The sequence below is a fragment of the Xanthobacter sp. AM11 genome (assembly GCF_047444035.1).
Lineage (GTDB): Bacteria > Pseudomonadota > Alphaproteobacteria > Rhizobiales > Xanthobacteraceae > Xanthobacter.
This window is the reverse complement of record NZ_JBLAOA010000001.1, coordinates 2,501,735-2,519,039: the sequence shown is the minus strand read 5'-3', so window position 1 is coordinate 2,519,039 and position 17,305 is coordinate 2,501,735. Positions and strand designations below refer to the sequence as shown.

The window sequence follows — 17,305 nt, the reverse complement described above, 5'->3', positions numbered from 1 at the left end:
GGTGGTCGCCCCCCATGCGGGGGCGTGGATCGAAACGCTTGCCAACGCGCCTCGCGCGGGCCTCCGCTTGGTCGCCCCCCATGCGGGGGCGTGGATCGAAACATGCCGGTGGGTGTGAAGCAGTCGACGGCCCGTGTCGCCCCCCATGCGGGGGCGTGGATCGAAACACCGCATCGAGGATGCAGGACAGGAACTGGCGGTCGTCGCCCCCCATGCGGGGGCGTGGATCGAAACACGAGGAGCCCCCCGAAGGTCGCGTGAGCGGAGGTCGCCCCCCATGCGGGGGCGTGGATCGAAACAGCCCGCCGGCGTTGGCGTGGTGGACCACGGAGGTCGCCCCCCATGCGGGGGCGTGGATCGAAACCATCAGCCGCTCGCGCGAGGTCAGCTATACCGGGTGTCGCCCCCCATGCGGGGGCGTGGATCGAAACGATGAAGAACGCCATCAACGATATCCTGTCGCTGTCGCCCCCCATGCGGGGGCGTGGATCGAAACATGCAGCGCGAGGGCTTCGGCGAGAGCGTGAGCGGTCGCCCCCCATGCGGGGGCGTGGATCGAAACGGCAGCTCGCGCTCATTGCCGCTGCCCATGATCATGTCGCCCCCCATGCGGGGGCGTGGATCGAAACTGCAACCTCTTTCGCAACACCGCCCCGCCGATGGAGGTCGCCCCCCATGCGGGGGCGTGGATCGAAACCCCAACACCGCGGCTGAGGCCGCACAGGCCGCGGGTCGCCCCCCATGCGGGGGCGTGGATCGAAACGATGGGGCCGCCCGCGGGCGCTTTGCCCTGGCGCCGTCGCCCCCCATGCGGGGGCGTGGATCGAAACTCCGGCGCGGCGTCCGCCATCGTCAAGGGCGAGGGTCGCCCCCCATGCGGGGGCGTGGATCGAAACCGCGGCGACCTTGGCGGCGGCGCGCTGCGCTTCAGTCGCCCCCCATGCGGGGGCGTGGATCGAAACCATGGCGATAGAGCAGCACCCCGTTGCCATATGGTCGCCCCCCATGCGGGGGCGTGGATCGAAACGCCTTCTCCACGGCGTCATCAGCGGCCGCGGCGCGTCGCCCCCCATGCGGGGGCGTGGATCGAAACACGCGCTGCTGCGCACTCTGCGCTTCGGCCAACCGTCGCCCCCCATGCGGGGGCGTGGATCGAAACTGCGGGCGCTATGGGCAGGCCTATGCGGAGTACGGGTCGCCCCCCATGCGGGGGCGTGGATCGAAACATCGACGTGAAGGCGACGCAGGTGCTGCTGCCGAAGTCGCCCCCCATGCGGGGGCGTGGATCGAAACTTCGACAAGCTCGTCAACCACGCGCAGATCAAGGGTCGCCCCCCATGCGGGGGCGTGGATCGAAACATGCAGGCGCAATGCCCACGCGCCGCCATCGCAGGGTCGCCCCCCATGCGGGGGCGTGGATCGAAACCTGCGCCCCACCTTCGTCGACCTCGGTGACGGCGTCGCCCCCCATGCGGGGGCGTGGATCGAAACGGCGCCGGTCAGGCGCCAGTTGAGCGCGCGCATGTCGCCCCCCATGCGGGGGCGTGGATCGAAACATCGAGGACCTGGGCGAGGCGGCGCGGCGCTTTGTCGCCCCCCATGCGGGGGCGTGGATCGAAACAAGGTGAAGGAAGAAGACCCGGCCGGCGTGCTGACGTCGCCCCCCATGCGGGGGCGTGGATCGAAACCCACAGCATCACCGCCGACGCCGGAGGCGGTCGGGTCGCCCCCCCATGCGGGGGCGTGGATCGAAACGTCCACGGCAGTGAGCGCGAACGTAAGGTCATCGTCGTCGCCCCCCATGCGGGGGCGTGGATCGAAACATTTGGGTCGCCGAGGAGAACGAGGTCCCCACGAGTCGCCCCCCATGCGGGGGCGTGGATCGAAACCTTCATGATCTTTCTCCTCACTCCGGCCGGGTCACGTCGCCCCCCATGCGGGGGCGTGGATCGAAACATGGGGCGCACCTTCGCCATGCCGTTCGAGACCAGTCGCCCCCCATGCGGGGGCGTGGATCGAAACATGGGGCTCACCGGTGCGGCCGACACCACGAGCCTGTCGCCCCCCATGCGGGGGCGTGGATCGAAACTGGCTGAGCCAGCTCGCCATTGCGTAGAGGCTGGACGTGACATCAGGACAGCACGTCTCACCCAAGCGTAACGCGGATGGGATGATCTGCAGGCCGATTATCCAGAGCGATGAGCAGCGGGTTCACCGGCAGTGCGGCCCCATCCAGCGTGGCGGACACAATGCCCCGGCTCACACCTTGCGGATTTTCCACTGTGATGCGATATCGCGCTGCGCCATGGCGGATCGTGAGACCGAATTCAGGCCAGTCTCGCGGAATACAGGGATCTAGGCGGAGCATATCCCCTTCTCTGCGTAACCCGAGGATGCTCTCGATCCCCGCCCGTTGCATCCAGCCCGCCGAGCCCGTGTACCAGGTCCAGCCGCCGCGGCCCGCGTGGGGCGGCTCGGCATAGATGTCGGCGGCGAGCACGTAGGGCTCGACCTTGTAGCGCAGGACGTCGGAGCGGGTCCGCGCGTGGCTGATGGGATTGAGCATGGAGAACAGGGCCGCGGCCTTGTCGCCATCTCCCAGGGCTGCGAATGCCATTACGGACCAAAGCGCCGCATGGGTGTATTGGCCGCCATTCTCGCGGATGCCCGGCGGATAGCCCTTGATGTAGCCGGGATCGAGCGGCGTCTTGTCGAAGGGCGGCGTGAACAGCAGCGCCAGTCCCTCCCCTGGCCGGATCAGCTCCCGCTCCACGGCCGCCATGGCGCGGACCGCCCGCGCGGGATCACCCGCGCCCGACAGCACCGCCCAGGACTGCACGATGGAATCGATGCGGCATTCCTGGTTCATGGCCGAGCCCAGCGGAGTGCCATCGTCGAAGAAGGCGCGGCGATACCACTCCCCGTCCCACGCCGCACGGTCGAGCGCAGCGCCAAGCCCCTCCGCATGGGCGCGCCATCGCGCAGCGCGCAGATCCTCTCCCCTTGCGTCTGCCAGGGGGACGAACGCTGTCAGCGCCGCGTGCAGGAACCAGCCGAGCCAGACGCTCTCGCCCTCCCCGCCTTGGCCCACGCGGTTCATGCCGTCGTTCCAGTCGCCGGTGCCGATCCGCGGCAGGCCGTGGCCGCCCAGCGCGAGGCTCTCGTCCAGGGCGCGGGCGCAGTGCTCGAACAGGGAGGCGGCTTCGTCGGAAACGGTGGGCGGGAAGAAGGCTTCGTGCTCGCCCGGATTGAGCCTCTGGCCTTCCAGGAAGGGCACCGTTTCGTCCAGGATGCCACGGTCGCCGCTCACCTTCACATAATGGGCGGCGGCATAGGCGAGCCAGGCCCGATCATCAGAAATGCGGGTGCGCACGCCCCTCCCGGAATGGGGCAGCCACCAATGCTGCACGTCGCCTTCGACGAATTGCCGTGCGGCGGCCCGCAGGAGGTGCGCGCGCGTCATGTCCGGACGGAGCGGGGCAAGGGCCATCCCGTCCTGGAGCTGGTCGCGGAAGCCGTAGGCACCGCTCGCCTGATAGAACGCCGAGCGCGCCCACACCCGGCAGGCCAGCGACTGGTAGAGCAGCCAGCCGTTCAGCATGATGTCCATGGCGCGGTCCGGCGTGCGCACCTCGACAGCGCCGAGGATATCGTCCCAGCCCTTGGTCACTTCGGCGAGGACAGCGTCCAGGTCGGCGGCACGGAACCGGGCGATCAGTTCGCGGGCCTCCGGCGCATCAGATCCCTCACCGAGGAGGATGACGATCTCGGCGCTGGCTTTCGGGAGCAGAGTCACGGTCGACCGCATGACCCCGCAGGGGTCGCGGCCTGCGCCCGTCAACCCGGACAGCGGAGCGGGCCGCCTGAGCGCCGCGGGGTCGGCAAGCGTGCCGTTTCGCCCGATGAACTCCCGGCGGTCGCCCGTCCAGTCGGTCTGGCGTCCGCCCATGTCGAGGAAGGCGACGCGCGACCCGAAATCGCCGTTCCAGGGATTACGGGCGAACAGGGCCCCGGTCTCGCTGTCGATGGCCGTCGCCACGAAGGGCGCCGTGGCGGAGCGCGACGGGCCGAGCACCCATTCCGCGTAGGCGGTGAGCGAGAGCCGGCGCGGGCGGTTTGTCAGGTTGCGCAGCGTGAGGTGGGAGATCTTGACGGATCCCTCGACGGGCACGAACTGGATAAGCTCGCTCGCGATGCCACGGGCTGCATGGCTGAAGACGCTGTAGCCCCGGCCGTGGCGGGCCACGTAGGTGGCCGCCTCGTCGCGCATGGGCAAAGCGGTGGGCGTCCAGACGGCGCCGGTCTCATCGTCCCGCAGGTAGAAGGCTTCGCCGGTCCGGTCAGTGACCGGATCATTCGACCATGGCGTGATCAGGTTTTCCCGGCTGTTCTGGGACCAGGTGGAGCCGCAGCCCTCGGCGGCCACCTGGAAGCCGAATGCGGGATTGGCGACGACGTTGATCCACGGCGCCGGCGTCGACCGCCCCGGGCCGAGCACCGTTACATATTCCCGCCCGTCGTCGGCGAAGCCGCCAAGCCCGTTGAAAAACTCCAGCTCCGGCACCATCGGCGGCGACTCTGGCGCCGCCGCGAGGGGTTTGGGACGCCCCTTCGCGGCGCTCTCCGTCTGGCTGATCCGATCGAGCTGCTCAGCAAGGCTGCCGCGCTGCGCCACGAGCACGATGCGGGCGGAGGAGGACAGAAGCGAGACTACGTCCGCCGAAACGAGATCCGCCCGCAGCACGAAGATCCGCCCCGGGGGGCTGTCCCGCCCAGCCGGGGGCCGCGACGAGCTGGTCCGCGAGAGGGTTTCGAGCGCGATCTGCAGATCCTGCACATAGGACGACTGGCGCTCGTTCAGGATCACCAGATCGACCGCCAGCTGCTTCATGCGCCAGTATTCGTGCGCCTTCAGCAATTCCCGCGCGACGTCGACATTGTCGATGTCGGAAATGCGCAGGAGCACGATGGGCAGGTCGCCTGAAATGCCCTGCGCCCAGAGGCCGGATTGCGGACCGCTGCCGCGCAGGATCGTGTCCGATGCGGGGCGCAGCGTCGGCGCAGCATAGAGCGCGTAGCCGGCGAGGCGCTGATATGTGGCTGCATCGCCGGCCGTGATGCCGAGGTGGTAGAGTTCGACCTGCGCCTGTGTCCAGGCGAGGGTTGCCGCACGGCCATAGGCGGCCGCGTCCCGGTGCTTGTCGATGCCGTCCAGCAGCGCGTCACGGGTGGACGTCGCCACGGTCCAGAACGCGACACGCGCCATGCCGCCCGGTTCGATCCGCACGCGCCGGCGCAGGGCGAAGATGGGGTCGAGCACCGTCCCGATCGTGTTCGACAGAGGACGTCCGTCGATGACTGCGATGGGGGTGCTGACACCCTGGCCCCGACCAAGGAAGCGCGCACGGTCGGTTTCGATCTCCGGCGTGCCGACGGCTTCGCCTTCCAGCACGCTGAAATGGGCGGCCCAGATTTCCGGCTCGCTCGGGGCACGCCGCCGGCGCGTGGCGAGGATGGCGCCGATGTCGGCGCGGTATTCCGTCTCGACGAACAGCTTGGAAAAGGCGGGATGGGCGATGTCGGAGGCCTGCGGCGCCAGCACCAGCTCGGCGTAGGAGGTGATTTCCAGTTCCCGTATGCGGTTGCCCGTGTTGGTCAGGCAGACGCGGCGGACCTCCGCATCATCCTCGGCGGAGACGAGCACGTCCAGCGCCGTCTCCAGCGTGCCGTCGCGGCGGATGAATTCCGCGCGGTCCTCGTGAAAGGTCACATGATAGGCCGCCGGCTCGACGCCGCTCGGCTGGAAGCCGCACGACCAGACCTCCCCGCTGTGCACGTCGCGGACAAAGACGTAGGAACCGAAATCGTCGCAGGTCGCATCCTCGCGCCAGCGGGTGATCGCGAACTCCCCCCAGCGGCTGTAGCCGGAGCCCGCGGTCGTGAGCATGGCGGCATAGCGTCCGTTGGAAAGCAGATGGGTGGCAGGCGACGCCTGCCGGGCGGAGGTGAAGGTGCGCCCGGTGGGCGGCTCCAGATCACGGACCCGCGCCGCGGTAAGCCCGTCCGCCGACCAGGGGCGCACCACCGCCACGTCACGGGGCGTGCGCTCCTGCAGCAGCAGTTCCGTGGCCTGGACCATGGGCTCGGCATGGAAGCGCGCGCGCATGATGCCGCCCAGAAGCGTGTCGGCGACGGCAACGATGGTCATGCCCTGGTGATGCGCCATGAAGGCCTGCACCACGGCGCGGCTCTCGCCCGCCGGGAGCCGGCTCGCGGTGAAGTCCAGCGCCTCGTAGAAGCCGTAGCGGCCACGGGCGCCGGCTTCGCGAAGCCGGGCGAGATTGGCGCAGGCGGCGATCGGGTCGGCCATGGCGGCGAGCGCGGTCGCATAGGGTGCGATCACCAGATTGTCGCCGAGCCCCCGCTTCAGCCCGAGGCCGGGAACGCCGAAGTTGGAATATTGATAGGTCAGTTCGAGGTTGCGGGCGTTGTAGGCGGATTCGGAAATCCCCCACGGCACCCCCATGCCGGCCGCGTAGTCGATCTGCCGGCGAACCACCAGCCGGTTGGTCTGGTCGAGCAGGCTGCCGGCCGGCGCGCGCATGATCAACGATGGCATCAGATACTCGAACATGGAGCCGGACCAGGAGATCAGCGCGGCGCCGTGGGCGATGGGTGTCACCGAGCGCCCGAGACGGAACCAGTGGCGGGCAGGGACATCGCCCTTTGCGATGGCGAAGAAGCTTGCGAGCCGGGCCTCCGAGGCCAGAAGGTCGTAGCAGCTCGGATCGAGCGTCCCCTCGGCCACCAGATAGCCGATGGACAGGAGATTGCGGTCACGGTCCAGGAGGAAGCCGAATTCCATCCCAAGCGCCATGGTCCGGGCGGTATTCTCGAGCGCGGCCAGGCGGGCCCCCAGACCGGATTCATCCGTCGGTGCATCCGCCAGATCGCGGCGGTGACTGGCGATCGCGTCGAGGCTGGCCTGGGCCCAGAACAGCACGTCCGAGCCCGGCGCGTCGCCACGTTCGGTGGCGAGGGCCCGCGCGATATCCATCATCGTGTCCGCAGCAGCGGCGAGATCCGCCAGCTGGCGGGAGATGTCCTCGCCGTCCGACAGGGCCCGGCGCGCGGCCGCGGCGAGGGCGGTGAGCGCTTCGTCCAGGTCCAGAAGGGTCACGATCTGGGTGCGGCGCCCGTCCGCAAGAAGGCCCGCCTCTTCGCGGGCCAGATCCAGAGCGTCGGCGATCCCGGCAAGACGCTGCGTGATCGGCTGCGCGGACGCCTTCCAGTCCCGCAGCGCGTTGGCGAGCGCGATGAGGTGCCCGGCCAGGTTTCCGCTGTCGACGGTGGAGACGTATTTCGGATCGAGGGCGCGCAGGTCGCCGGTGTCGTACCAATTGTAGAAATGGCCGCGGCAGCGGGGCAGGCCGGACATGGTGTGAAGCGTCGCCTCCAGACGGCGCACGGCGTCGCCGGTTCCCAGCCATCCGAAATCGCGGGCGCTGGCGACGGACAGCAGATAGAGGCCCATATTGGTCGGCGACGTCCGCCGCGCCAGCACCGGCGCGGGGTCTTCCTGGAAGTTGTCCGGCGGCAGGGCGTGGTCCGCATCGGTCACGAAGGTTTCGAAGAACCGCCAGGTGCGCCGGGCGGTCAGCCGCAGCGTTCGGGCCTGAGCCTCGGACATCTGCAGCTGGTCCGCCGCATGAGGTGAGCGGCTGACGAAGCGCGCCACGGCCGGCGATGCAACCCATGCCGCGGCGAACAGCGCCGCCAGCGGCCAGGCACCCTGTCCGGCGAGGACCGCGACGAGCAGCGCCACGGCGGCGATGGCCAGGGCACCGGCCATCCGGCGATAGGAGCCGGCAAGATCGAGCCGCCGGGCAAGGCTCGCCTGCGCGGCGGGGACCCATTCCAGCAGATGCTTGCGGGTGACCCGCAGCCGCCACAGCGTGCGGGCGATGGCATCGCCCATCAGCCATGCCTCGTGGGCAAGGAATACTACCGCGAGCACGGATTGCACCACCGCCAGACGCAGGTCTCCCAGGAGGGCGCGCAGATGACTGGAGATGGCGATGCCGCGCTGGCGGGGCACGATGGCGGCGAGGACCGGAATGAGATTGGGCAGCGCGAGGGTGAACAGCACCACGGCGGTCCAGAACAGCGCGGCGGCAAAGGGTAGCGTCCAGCCGGCGACAAGGGCCGCGACGGCCAGGGGCGCGGAGAGGGAGCGGCGCAGATTGTCGAGCATCTTCCAGCGCCCCATGACGGGGATAGCGCCGAAGCCCCGGGTGGCGCCGGGGAGCTGGGGGCCGCTTCCGAAGATCCAGGGCAGAAGCTGCCAGTCGCCACGCGCCCAGCGATGGCGCCTCAGGGCACTGACGTCGTAGCGGGCGGGAAACTCCTCCACCACTTCCACGTCGGAGGCGAGGCCGGCACGCGCGAACACGCCCTCGAAGAGGTCATGGCTGAGGAGGGTCGAATCCGGCACGCGGCCCTTCAAGGAGGCCTCGAAGGCATCGACGTCATAAATGCCCTTGCCGGCGTAGGAGCCTTCCCCTGACAGGTCCTGATAGACGTCGGACACGGCCGAGCCGTAGGGGTCGATGCCGCTCATGGAGGAGAAGGTGCGCTGGAACAGAGATCCGTCCTCGCCCATGGGCAGGGACGGCGTCACCCGCGGCTGGAGGACCCCGTAGCCTTCCACCACCCGCCCCGCCGCCGCGTCGAAGCGGGGCCGGTTGAGCGGATGGGCCATCTTGCCGATGAGCCGGCGGACCGTGTCGCGCGGCAGCCGCGTATCGGCGTCCAGCGTCACCACATAGCGCACGTCCTCCGGCAGCCTCGACGGGCCTCCTGTGATGTCCATGAAGGTGGTGTCGGAGGCACCGCGCAGGAGGCGGTTCAGCTCATGAAGCTTGCCGCGCTTGCGCTCCCAGCCGATCCAGCGCGCCTCACCCGCGTTCCAGACCCGCCGCCGATGCAGCAGGACGAACCGGGCGCCGCCCGGCGCGGGCCCGTAGCGCGCGTTGAGACGGGCGATCCCTGCCGCGGCCACGGCGACCAAAGCGTCGTCACCGGCCGCGTGCTCCATCTCGGAATCGGTCCAGTCGGACAGGAGCGCGAAATAAAGATCGCCTTCGGGACTGGCCAGGTGATGGATTTCGAGTCGCTCGACATTTTCCTCGATGGATGCGGCATTCGTCAGCAGCGTGGGGACGGCCACCAGAGTCCGCAGATGCGAGGGAACGCCGTCACGCAGTTCCAGCGCCGGCAGCGCCGTCGCCCCGAAGCCGTAGCTCATGGCGCGATTGACCAGCGCCACCGCGGCATCGATAGCCGGCAGGGTCCCGAGCAGGGTGAGCAGAACAAGCTGTGCTGCGCCAATGCCGGCGGTGGCCAGTGCAAGTACCGGCAGCGCCAGCAGCACCGCGGCCACGATGGCGATTGCCCCCACGTACCCGCCGATGCCGAAGGCCCGGTTCAGGTGGGTGGAAATGCTGCCGATGGGCAGGCGAAAGCCGAGCTGGCGTTCGAACGCCCGCCGCCCGGCTCCGATCAGGTGGTAGCCGGCATCGCTGTCGCGGCGGGGCCCCTCCGGGTCGCAATGCTCGGTGCGAGCCAGTTCAGTGGCGGCGATCGCCTGACGGGCGACCTCAAGCTCGCTGCGGCGAGATCCACGCGCCAATTGCTCGATCGCGTCCCGGTAGAGATTGCGGGTCGGAAAGTCCATGGCGTCATAGCCGCTTCCGGCGGCCAGCATGGCGTGTACGAGGCTGGTGCGCTCGAACATCTCCTGCCAGTCCATGTCGGAGATCAGACGCAGGCTGGTGATGATGTTGCGAATGGTCACGTTCGCCGCGCCCTGGCTGCGATGCACGTCGCGGACAACCATGTCGGCCGTCGTATGGCGGGCCGCCAGGCGCTGGTCGAGCCAGACGAGGGCGGGCGTGATCCTGGGATCCTGGTCGCGCAGCCTGTGGACCAACTGCACGGCGAAGGCATCGTAGAGCCCGTCCTGCTCATGATTGGCGAGCACGGTCGCAACAGGCTGGCTGGGGCCGCCGCCGACGCCTAGCAGGCGGTCGGCCAGGGCATCGGCGTCGCGCCGGGCGATACGATCATCGACGATCGCCTGGGCCAGGCGCCGGAGGTTCTCGATCAGCACGATGCGCAAGGTGATGGAGACCGCCCAAAGCTCGCCAATGGTCAGCGGCTGGATCTCCTGATAGGCCGTGAGATAGCGCGACAGCATCTCGGGATCGAAGCGGCTGTCGGTATGGGCCACGAACGCCCAGGCCACCCCGAACACGCGCGGATATCCGACGAAGGGTCCTGCGGCGAGCTTGGGAAGCTGACGATAGTATCCCGGCGGCAGATCGGAGCGGATCTCCCGGATCTGCTTTTCCACCAGATGATAATTGTCGATCAGCCATTCCGCCGAAGGGGTGATGGCGCCGCCTTCGGCGACGGCGGCGGCGATGGCGCGGTAGGCCGACAGCAGAACAGCGCCATTCTCGGCGAGGCGGACCGAAAGCGCATGCCCCTTGGTGAGCCGCGGCTCCACCGGTTGCGCCTCGGCCAGGCTACGGGCGTGCTCTTCGAGCCGCTCCATGCCGAAGAGCTCTTCGCGGACAGGCTGGTCATCCCAGGGGGATGACGCGGACGTGCGCCCGAAGGGGCGGAGGAGATGCGAGCGCAAAGGGACCTTTCTACGCGGCGCGCCCACGATCGACTGAGCCGGGAGCGCTGCCGAACGCATCGACGCCCCGCAGTCTCATGATCGTCGGTGCAACGGGCTAATCCTGGATTGTGTCGGCGAAGGCCCGCGCAAACCGAATTGCCAGGGCTCGCGCGTCCGCCTTGAGCTGCTCGGTGCTCTTGGGTGCGGCGGCGCTGTTGCGAACGGGAATCTCGAGCGTGACGGTGCCGCCCCCGCTGTCCCGCTCGCGCCAGATCACGCGGGCGAGCACGTGCTCGGCGTCGAGCGACTGGAAAACGATGTCGAGGCCCTTGTTCATGGCGATTGGACCGCCTTTCTCATCTGGGGCACTTGGAGCGCCGGGCACGTGGAGCCATACTCGCCTGTCCAGCGCTCTGCGCACGACAGAGCCGGTACGCAGGCCAATATGTGCGGCCCTAGAAATCGGACGCGGAGAGGCGGTGGAAGCTTTGCCGCCGGCGCGCAAGACGCCGCTTGCGACGCGCTCGATCCGTCGCCGGTTCGTGTCGAAGGTCCGCAGAGATGCCGCTTCGTCCTGTCCGCCCTGGGAACTTGAACCGCTTCAGGGCATCACCGTCCAGATGGAACGCAACCTCGAAGGCAGAATCATGCCCCCAGAAGGTCACGGAGCGCCTGACCGGATCAAAGACGCGGCTAGCGTTGGGAAATTGCAGTGGCATCGAAGTTCCCTGTTTGGGGCACGTCCATCAGAGCGGCCGCGGCCGCGGAAGGAGAGGCGGGCTCCCCTGCGGACTTCTGCTGGTCCTTCAACAAGGCGACATCGAGTTCGGCCGCATTCACCGACAGGCACTCGTTTCGACCTTGGGGCGCAGCGAGGGCGGGCGTGTGCAGCATCGTCGCCATGCGCCGGTAGGCAATGAAGGAGAGGCCGAGAAGCTGCTCCTCATCTATGACGATCCGATAGGTCCCCGCCGGAAGATCGCCGTCGGCGTCGCTCAGGTGAAAGGGGTGATCGAAAGTAATCGTGGTTTCACGGGTTCGGACATCCATTATGGCCTCCTCAGCCTTTCCTCTTGGGCGGACCCAAGGATACGGGCGCCCCCTTCAAGACGGACGCAGGCGCTTCAGGCACTTTGATTTTCCTCGGCTTCTTGGCTTCGCGATTGCCGCGCATCTGTCCTTGGCCATGGCCGCCTCCTCTTTGTCGCGTCGGTAGATCTTGGTCGCGTCGGCAAATCCGGCAGGCGAGACGAAAAACGCCCTGCGACCCTCAGGGGCCACAAGGCGTCGGGCGCCCTGCAGGGCCAGGGAGGCGCATCGCGACCTGAGCCGCCGGTACATCCGCGGCCGGCATTCGGAACGAGGCGCAGGGGTGGCATTTCCGAAAGGCTCGGGATGCCGCCCAAAAGGTCAGCTCAGATCCTTGAGCATGTCCGCGGCCATCTTGCCGCTCTTGCGGTCAGCGACGAGTTCGAAGCCCACTTTCTGGCCTTCGCGCAGCTCACCGAGTCCGGAGCGCTCCACGGCGCTGATATGGACGAAGGCGTCGCTGCCGCCCGCATCGGGGGCGATGAATCCAAAGCCCTTTTGGGCGTTGAACCACTTCACGGTTCCCTCAGTCATGGGAAACCCTCTCAATTTTGATAATTAGCTCACCAGCCCATGGCCGGTGGTCGACATCGCATTTTCTGGCGAGAATTTCTGGATGGGCGCAAAAACAAACTCTGCGCAGAGCCAAGTGATCTGACTTTGTATCGACCCGATCAATATGCTCCGATATTCGCGGATTTGCAACGTTATTTATATATCAATCACTTCAGCGCTGCAATAAATCTATCATATGCTAAGTAAATGAAGCCCCTCTTGAGCCGACCTGACCCAGGCCAGCGAGGTGCGCTTCTTGTTTGCGCAGCCCTGCCAGACCCTCACCCGAGGCAGAGCCCCACGGAGCGCCCTTGATCCCTCTTCAGATCCGCCACATCACCACCTATCGCTTCCATCGGCCCGTGATATTCGGGCTCCACAGACTGATGCTCCGCCCCCGTGAAAACCGCGACCTGCGGGTGACGTCGAATCAGCTGATGCTGACCCCGGCGGCGAGGGTGGACTGGGCCCAGGATGTTTTCGGCAATGCGGTCGCCACGGCGCCGTTTCCGGGATACGCTGGTAAACGTTCATGTCATGACGGGATGGGGCGCGGCAGCCTGGAAGATGTCAGCAATGTCAGGGTCAGCAGCCCACCGGCGGCCGAGACCATCGACGCCGCCAGGATTCCGAGTTTCGCCGAGGTGAGCAGTCCCCCCTCGAACGCCATCTCGGCGATGAACAAGGCCATGGTGAAGCCGATGCCCGTGAGCATTGCACCCGCCGCCAGCACGCCCCAGGAGAGTTCCGCCGGACGTTTGCCCAGACCCAGCGCGACGGAGATCGCACTGAACATCACGATCCCGACAGGCTTGCCCAGGACGAAGCCGGCAAAGACGGCAAATGCGAGCCCGCGGTGGAATTCGGCGGACACGATGCCCACACCGGCATTCGCCAGGGCAAAAAGCGGCATGACCGCAAACGCCACCCAGGGATGGAGCAGCATTTCCAGGCGCTCGATGGGTGAAAGCGCCTCGCGGGCGGCTACTCTGGCCCGCTGCAGGTCCTGTCTCCCCTGGCTGTCGCCGGTCCAATGCTCGTCGAGGGGATAGGCGACCACCCGATCGAAGATCGCATGCAGGCGAATGCCGCTGACCCAGCTTCGGGCCGGCGTCATGAGACCAAGGATCACGCCGGCCAAGGTCGGGTGGATGCCGCCCGAATCCAGCGCCAGCCAGATTGCTCCGCCGATGGCGAAATAGACCGGGATGGAGCGGATTCCCAACTGCGAGATGATCGCCACCAGGGCAAATCCTGCTCCTGCAAGGGCGATGGGGAGCCAGGAGATGGTCCCACCATAGCCGATGGCCACCACCAGGATCGCCCCCACATCGTCAAAGATCGCCAGCGACAGCAGGAACAACCTCAAGCTCAAGGGAATGCGGTTGCCCAGCACGGCGAGCGCGCCGATGACGAAGGCGGTATCGGTGGCCATCACCACGCCCCAGCCATGCCAGCCATCACTGCCACCTTGCAGCAGGAGGAACAGAGCGGCTGGCACCGCCATTCCCCCAAGCGCGGCCGCGAGCGAGAGCGTAATCGTCCGGAGATCACGCAGTTCTCCCAGAACGATTTCACGCTTCAGCTCCAGGGCGACAACGAAGAAGAAGAGCGTCATCAGACCATCGTTGATCCAATGCTGCAGGGAACGGGAAAAGCTGACCGGACCGATTTCCAGCCCGACGCGCGTGTCCCAGACTGCGAGAAACGGCTTCGCCCAGGGAGAATTGGCGAGCGTCAGGGCCACAATGGCGGCAAGCAGTAGCGCTGCGCCAGCCATGCTCTCGATCCGCAGGAAGCGCATGAACGGTTTGGTAAAGCGGTCGGCAGGCTCCTGAGGAAGCCGCCCGAGGCCGTTCGTCAGCTTGTTCATGCGGTGCATTTTTGGTTCACCGTCGGAACACGCCGAACACAACAACGCGCGCGGCATCGCAACGCGTCTATCCAGGGCCGCACTACGTCTTCACAGTCATGCTGGCGGAGGCGTCCTTATGCTGGTGTAGAAAACGCGCGATGAGCGCCTTCAGCTGCGCTGGATCGCCCGTGCTGGCGGTGGCGTTCGTAAAGAGCGCGCGCTGAATCGCCGTCGGCAGCACGTTCCACTCCTTGACCACGGCTACACCCAAATGCTCGAGAACGCGCCGCTCCAGCCCCGTCAGGGCGCTGACCGACGAGGAGACCTCGGGCCGGGGCATCAGAGAACCGCCTTCCCCCTCCCAGCGAGCGACCGCGGCCGCCATCTCCGTGGCATCGAACGGTTTGATTTGGTGGATCTCATTCATGGCGAATACATAACACATATCGTTCCGGCTTACAATTTTATCCACTTTCTGCTTTCGATCTGTGGCAAAATGGCTTTTAGCTTGACCGTTTTAATTTGACGTGTGGCGGGATTCTGGGAAACGTCTTCTGACAAAGAGATCGCGGGTTATTCGGAGCGGTCGACGTGATCCAGCACGAGCAGGAGGGAGGCGACCCGGTTGGCGGAGGATCTCCACTCCGCGAGGCGGGCATAGCTGTCCGTGATCCAGTTGAATGCGCCCTGCACGATGGTGAATGCCGCAGCGGCCTGGACGGCCTCGCCAAGGCTCATAAGGCCTACCAGGTACTTGGGCATGCAGAGCAACAATCCGATCACCGGCGTCAGCAGCAGGTTCGTCTGCGATACCAGCGTCATCCGCATGAGCTGCCAGCACAGGGCGCGCCATTGGGCGATCACCTTCGCCAGCGCATCGCCGATGACGCCGCGTCCGTCCTGCGTCGCATCGGGACGCAGAGGTCGTTCTCCGCTTTCGCGCAAATGAGCCCCGACCGCGCGCAGGTCCGCCTCGGCGCGCTTGCATTCTTCCAGGACGCGCATCAGGTGGCGCCCGATGAACATCATCGCGGCCGTGACCAGCACCGAATAGCCGACGACGGCGAGCACGAGATATCCCGGGATGGTGACGTGGGTTCCAAGGGCGGGAATGACGAGCGAGCCCCCGACGCTCCAGAGGACCCCTATGAAGGTGATCGCGTTGAGCACCGAAGAAAGCAGGCCGACCACGAGATCCACGGGGACGTCGGTTGCGACCTTGGCGTCCTCGGCGATCCGATACTCGGGGGTCTGATGCTCTCCCAGCATGAATCTCAGTCGGCGATAGCGCCCAGCTCCCAGCCAAAAGTCATAAAGATGGCCGCTGAGCCAGCGGCGCCATTCGCGCTGCGTTGTCATGCGTGCCCAGACCGAGACGATGGCAAGCAAAACGCTGGCGGCAGCCAGCGGCACGAAATGCTGCGCCTGCCTCCACAGTTCCAGCCCATCCCGTCGGCCGACGGCGTCAAAGAAATCCCGATTCCAGAAATTGAGCCGATACTGGGTCCAAAGCTGCAGAAGCACCGTGGTTACCATCGCGGCCGCCAGAAGCCATGCGCGGCCGCCGGAGCGGCCGCGCCAGAACCCCGATGCGCTTTCCCAGAAACGATAGAGGAGGCGCCTTTGATCTGGGGGAAGGTACGGATCGAGGGACATCGCAACCATCCCGGAAACGCCAGACCTGCGCCACAGAGCAGCGCTGAAGGGACCCGCGTCAAGCCTCACCTATGCTCGTCCCGCCGGTCAAGTGCGGCGCATCGGCGGGCGGTTGGTGGCTCAGCCACGCCGAGCCTCGGGGAAACCGCCCGCCTGTGTGACGGTGCTATTTTTCCTCGATGGAGATGCCACTTTTGCCGAAATTGATTTCGATGCCCGAGGGCTTCTGCCGCTCCTTGTAGAGCTGGTATCCGACGACAGCGATGACGAGCACGAGCGCGCCGATGGCAAGGTAGAGAATATTTCGGTTCATCGTGATCGACCTTTGTGACGAGGCAGTCCGCTGTGGCACCGCGACCGTTTTCGTCGCGCCGGGGTTGGGGGCGTCGACGCTGCGCGAGTGAGTAGTTTCCGACCCTGCTCTTTCTTCCATCCGGCGTGCACCCTGCAGACGGTGCGTTCCCCCGCCGCGGCTTGCCGCGACCGCGCCCTGCCGGCGGCGGCGTTCTGCCGCCGGTAGATCTCCGGGTTGCATCAGCCGGAAGGCGTCCAACGGGATGTTGATGCACAGAACCTTGGTGGAGCTTGTCGCGTTGGGACGAAAATCCCGGCGGGTGGGCTGCCATATCGCTTCGGGACAATGCATATGATGCTGCGGATTCTGATCGTCGAGGACGATTTCATGATCGGGGTCCATCTCGCCGAAATACTCGAAGACATGGGCCATGAGGTCTGCGCCGTCGAAACCACCGAGGCCGAGGCAATCGCCGCGGCCGAGCGCTGCCACCCGGACCTGCTGATCGTGGATGCGTTCCTGCGGAACGGCAGCGGCATTTCGGCGGTCGAGACCATCTGTCGAAACCGAAAGGTGCCCCACGTCTTCGTCAGCGGCGATCCGGCGAGCGTCAAGGCGGCCCTGCCGGCTGCCGTCGTCGTGGAGAAGCCATTTCGGCCCGAAGTCCTTACCCGCGCCATCCAACGCATGATCGACGGCATCTCCCCGCCGTAAGTGGAACTGCGGCCCGCGGGCACACGAGCCCAGCAAGGCGCGGGGCCGCCCCCTGTCTGGTCTCGACCGGCTCTCAATGCGTCAGAGACGCAGTCCCTGGAGCCCACCCAGGAGCCACAGCACGACGATGATGAGCAGGACCAGGCCGAGCACGCCCCCGAGCCCGCGACTGCCGTAGCGGTTGAAACCGTAATAGCCTCCGCCGCCGAACAGCAGGATAAGAACCACGATCAAAAGTATTGTGCTCACGTTCAGGCCTCCTTGTTTGACTTTTCGACTGACGAAAATATTTCGGTTCTGATCACCAGACTTTCTGGCTCGCAGGCCCTTAGGCCACGCCAAGCGTCAGGCGGCCCGCTTGCACAGACACGCCGTATCGAGACCATTCTAGCTCCGCGAGAGCGTGGCGGCAGGCTCGGAAACTACTCAGCTTCGCCCGCACGGCCCAGGCACT

Annotated in this window: 11 protein-coding genes, 1 pseudogene and 1 CRISPR repeat array (1 of these 13 only partly in view); of the genes and pseudogenes, 2 read left to right on the top strand and 10 right to left on the bottom strand. The window is 66.7% G+C overall.

Translation table 11 applies throughout. The features are described from left to right. Positions 1-2,089: direct repeats of the CRISPR family, unit length 32 nt; unit sequence GTCGCCCCCCATGCGGGGGCGTGGATCGAAAC; it reaches 3,305 nt to the left of the window's first position. A 57-nt stretch (positions 2,090-2,146) separates the two neighbouring features. The 5 genes from ACI7BZ_RS11600 to ACI7BZ_RS11580 form a co-directional block, all read right to left on the bottom strand. Further along, the gene (locus ACI7BZ_RS11600; RefSeq protein WP_414117306.1) at positions 2,147-10,618 is read right to left on the bottom strand and encodes a GH36-type glycosyl hydrolase domain-containing protein; all 8,472 of its coding nucleotides are present in this window, start codon (positions 10,616-10,618) and stop codon (positions 2,147-2,149) included. A 184-nt stretch (positions 10,619-10,802) separates the two neighbouring features. Further along, positions 10,803-11,024 (bottom strand): hypothetical protein, encoded by a 222-nt coding sequence (locus ACI7BZ_RS11595; protein WP_414117305.1) that lies wholly within the window; start codon positions 11,022-11,024, stop codon positions 10,803-10,805. Between the two features lie 118 nt (positions 11,025-11,142). Next, positions 11,143-11,406 carry a DUF1488 family protein gene (locus ACI7BZ_RS11590; protein ID WP_414117304.1) on the bottom strand — a complete coding sequence of 88 codons (264 nt, stop codon included), beginning with the start codon at positions 11,404-11,406 and terminating at the stop codon, positions 11,143-11,145. After that, the gene (locus ACI7BZ_RS11585) at positions 11,381-11,737 is read right to left on the bottom strand and encodes a hypothetical protein (RefSeq protein WP_414117303.1); all 357 of its coding nucleotides are present in this window, start codon (positions 11,735-11,737) and stop codon (positions 11,381-11,383) included. Before ACI7BZ_RS11585 ends, ACI7BZ_RS11590 begins: the two co-directional genes overlap by 26 nt. 360 nt (positions 11,738-12,097) lie before the next feature. Then, the gene (locus ACI7BZ_RS11580) at positions 12,098-12,310 is read right to left on the bottom strand and encodes a cold-shock protein (RefSeq protein WP_414117302.1); all 213 of its coding nucleotides are present in this window, start codon (positions 12,308-12,310) and stop codon (positions 12,098-12,100) included. A 281-nt stretch (positions 12,311-12,591) separates the two neighbouring features. Between ACI7BZ_RS11580 and ACI7BZ_RS11575 the strand changes: the two are divergent. Next, a pseudogene (locus tag ACI7BZ_RS11575) lies at positions 12,592-12,831 on the top strand (transglutaminase N-terminal domain-containing protein); the annotation flags it as partial. A 35-nt stretch (positions 12,832-12,866) separates the two neighbouring features. Here the strand turns inward: ACI7BZ_RS11575 and nhaA are convergent. From nhaA to ACI7BZ_RS11555, 4 genes are all read right to left on the bottom strand, one after another. Continuing rightward, positions 12,867-14,195, bottom strand: coding sequence for a Na+/H+ antiporter NhaA (nhaA, locus tag ACI7BZ_RS11570; RefSeq protein ID WP_414119150.1), 1,329 nt, complete (start codon positions 14,193-14,195; stop codon positions 12,867-12,869). Positions 14,196-14,286: 91 nt separating this feature from the next. Next, positions 14,287-14,613 carry a hypothetical protein gene (locus ACI7BZ_RS11565; RefSeq protein WP_414117301.1) on the bottom strand — a complete coding sequence of 109 codons (327 nt, stop codon included), beginning with the start codon at positions 14,611-14,613 and terminating at the stop codon, positions 14,287-14,289. Between the two features lie 146 nt (positions 14,614-14,759). Continuing rightward, a complete protein-coding gene (locus tag ACI7BZ_RS11560; protein WP_414117300.1) occupies positions 14,760-15,842 on the bottom strand; it encodes an SbmA/BacA-like family transporter in 1,083 nt (360 codons plus the stop codon). A gap of 166 nt (positions 15,843-16,008) precedes the next feature. Further along, positions 16,009-16,569 carry a hypothetical protein gene (locus ACI7BZ_RS11555; protein WP_414117299.1) on the bottom strand — a complete coding sequence of 187 codons (561 nt, stop codon included), beginning with the start codon at positions 16,567-16,569 and terminating at the stop codon, positions 16,009-16,011. Here ACI7BZ_RS11555 and ACI7BZ_RS11550 point away from each other — a divergent pair. After that, complete coding sequence (locus ACI7BZ_RS11550; protein ID WP_414117298.1) at positions 16,561-16,851, top strand: response regulator; 291 nt, start codon at positions 16,561-16,563, stop codon at positions 16,849-16,851. The two genes, ACI7BZ_RS11555 and ACI7BZ_RS11550, sit on opposite strands and share 9 nt — an antisense overlap. Before the next feature lie 81 nt (positions 16,852-16,932). Here the strand turns inward: ACI7BZ_RS11550 and ACI7BZ_RS11545 are convergent, their stop codons facing one another. Then, positions 16,933-17,100: a DUF3309 family protein gene (locus ACI7BZ_RS11545; RefSeq protein ID WP_149576689.1), complete on the bottom strand. Its 168-nt coding sequence runs from the start codon at positions 17,098-17,100 to the stop codon at positions 16,933-16,935. Positions 17,101-17,305 lie beyond the last annotated feature (205 nt).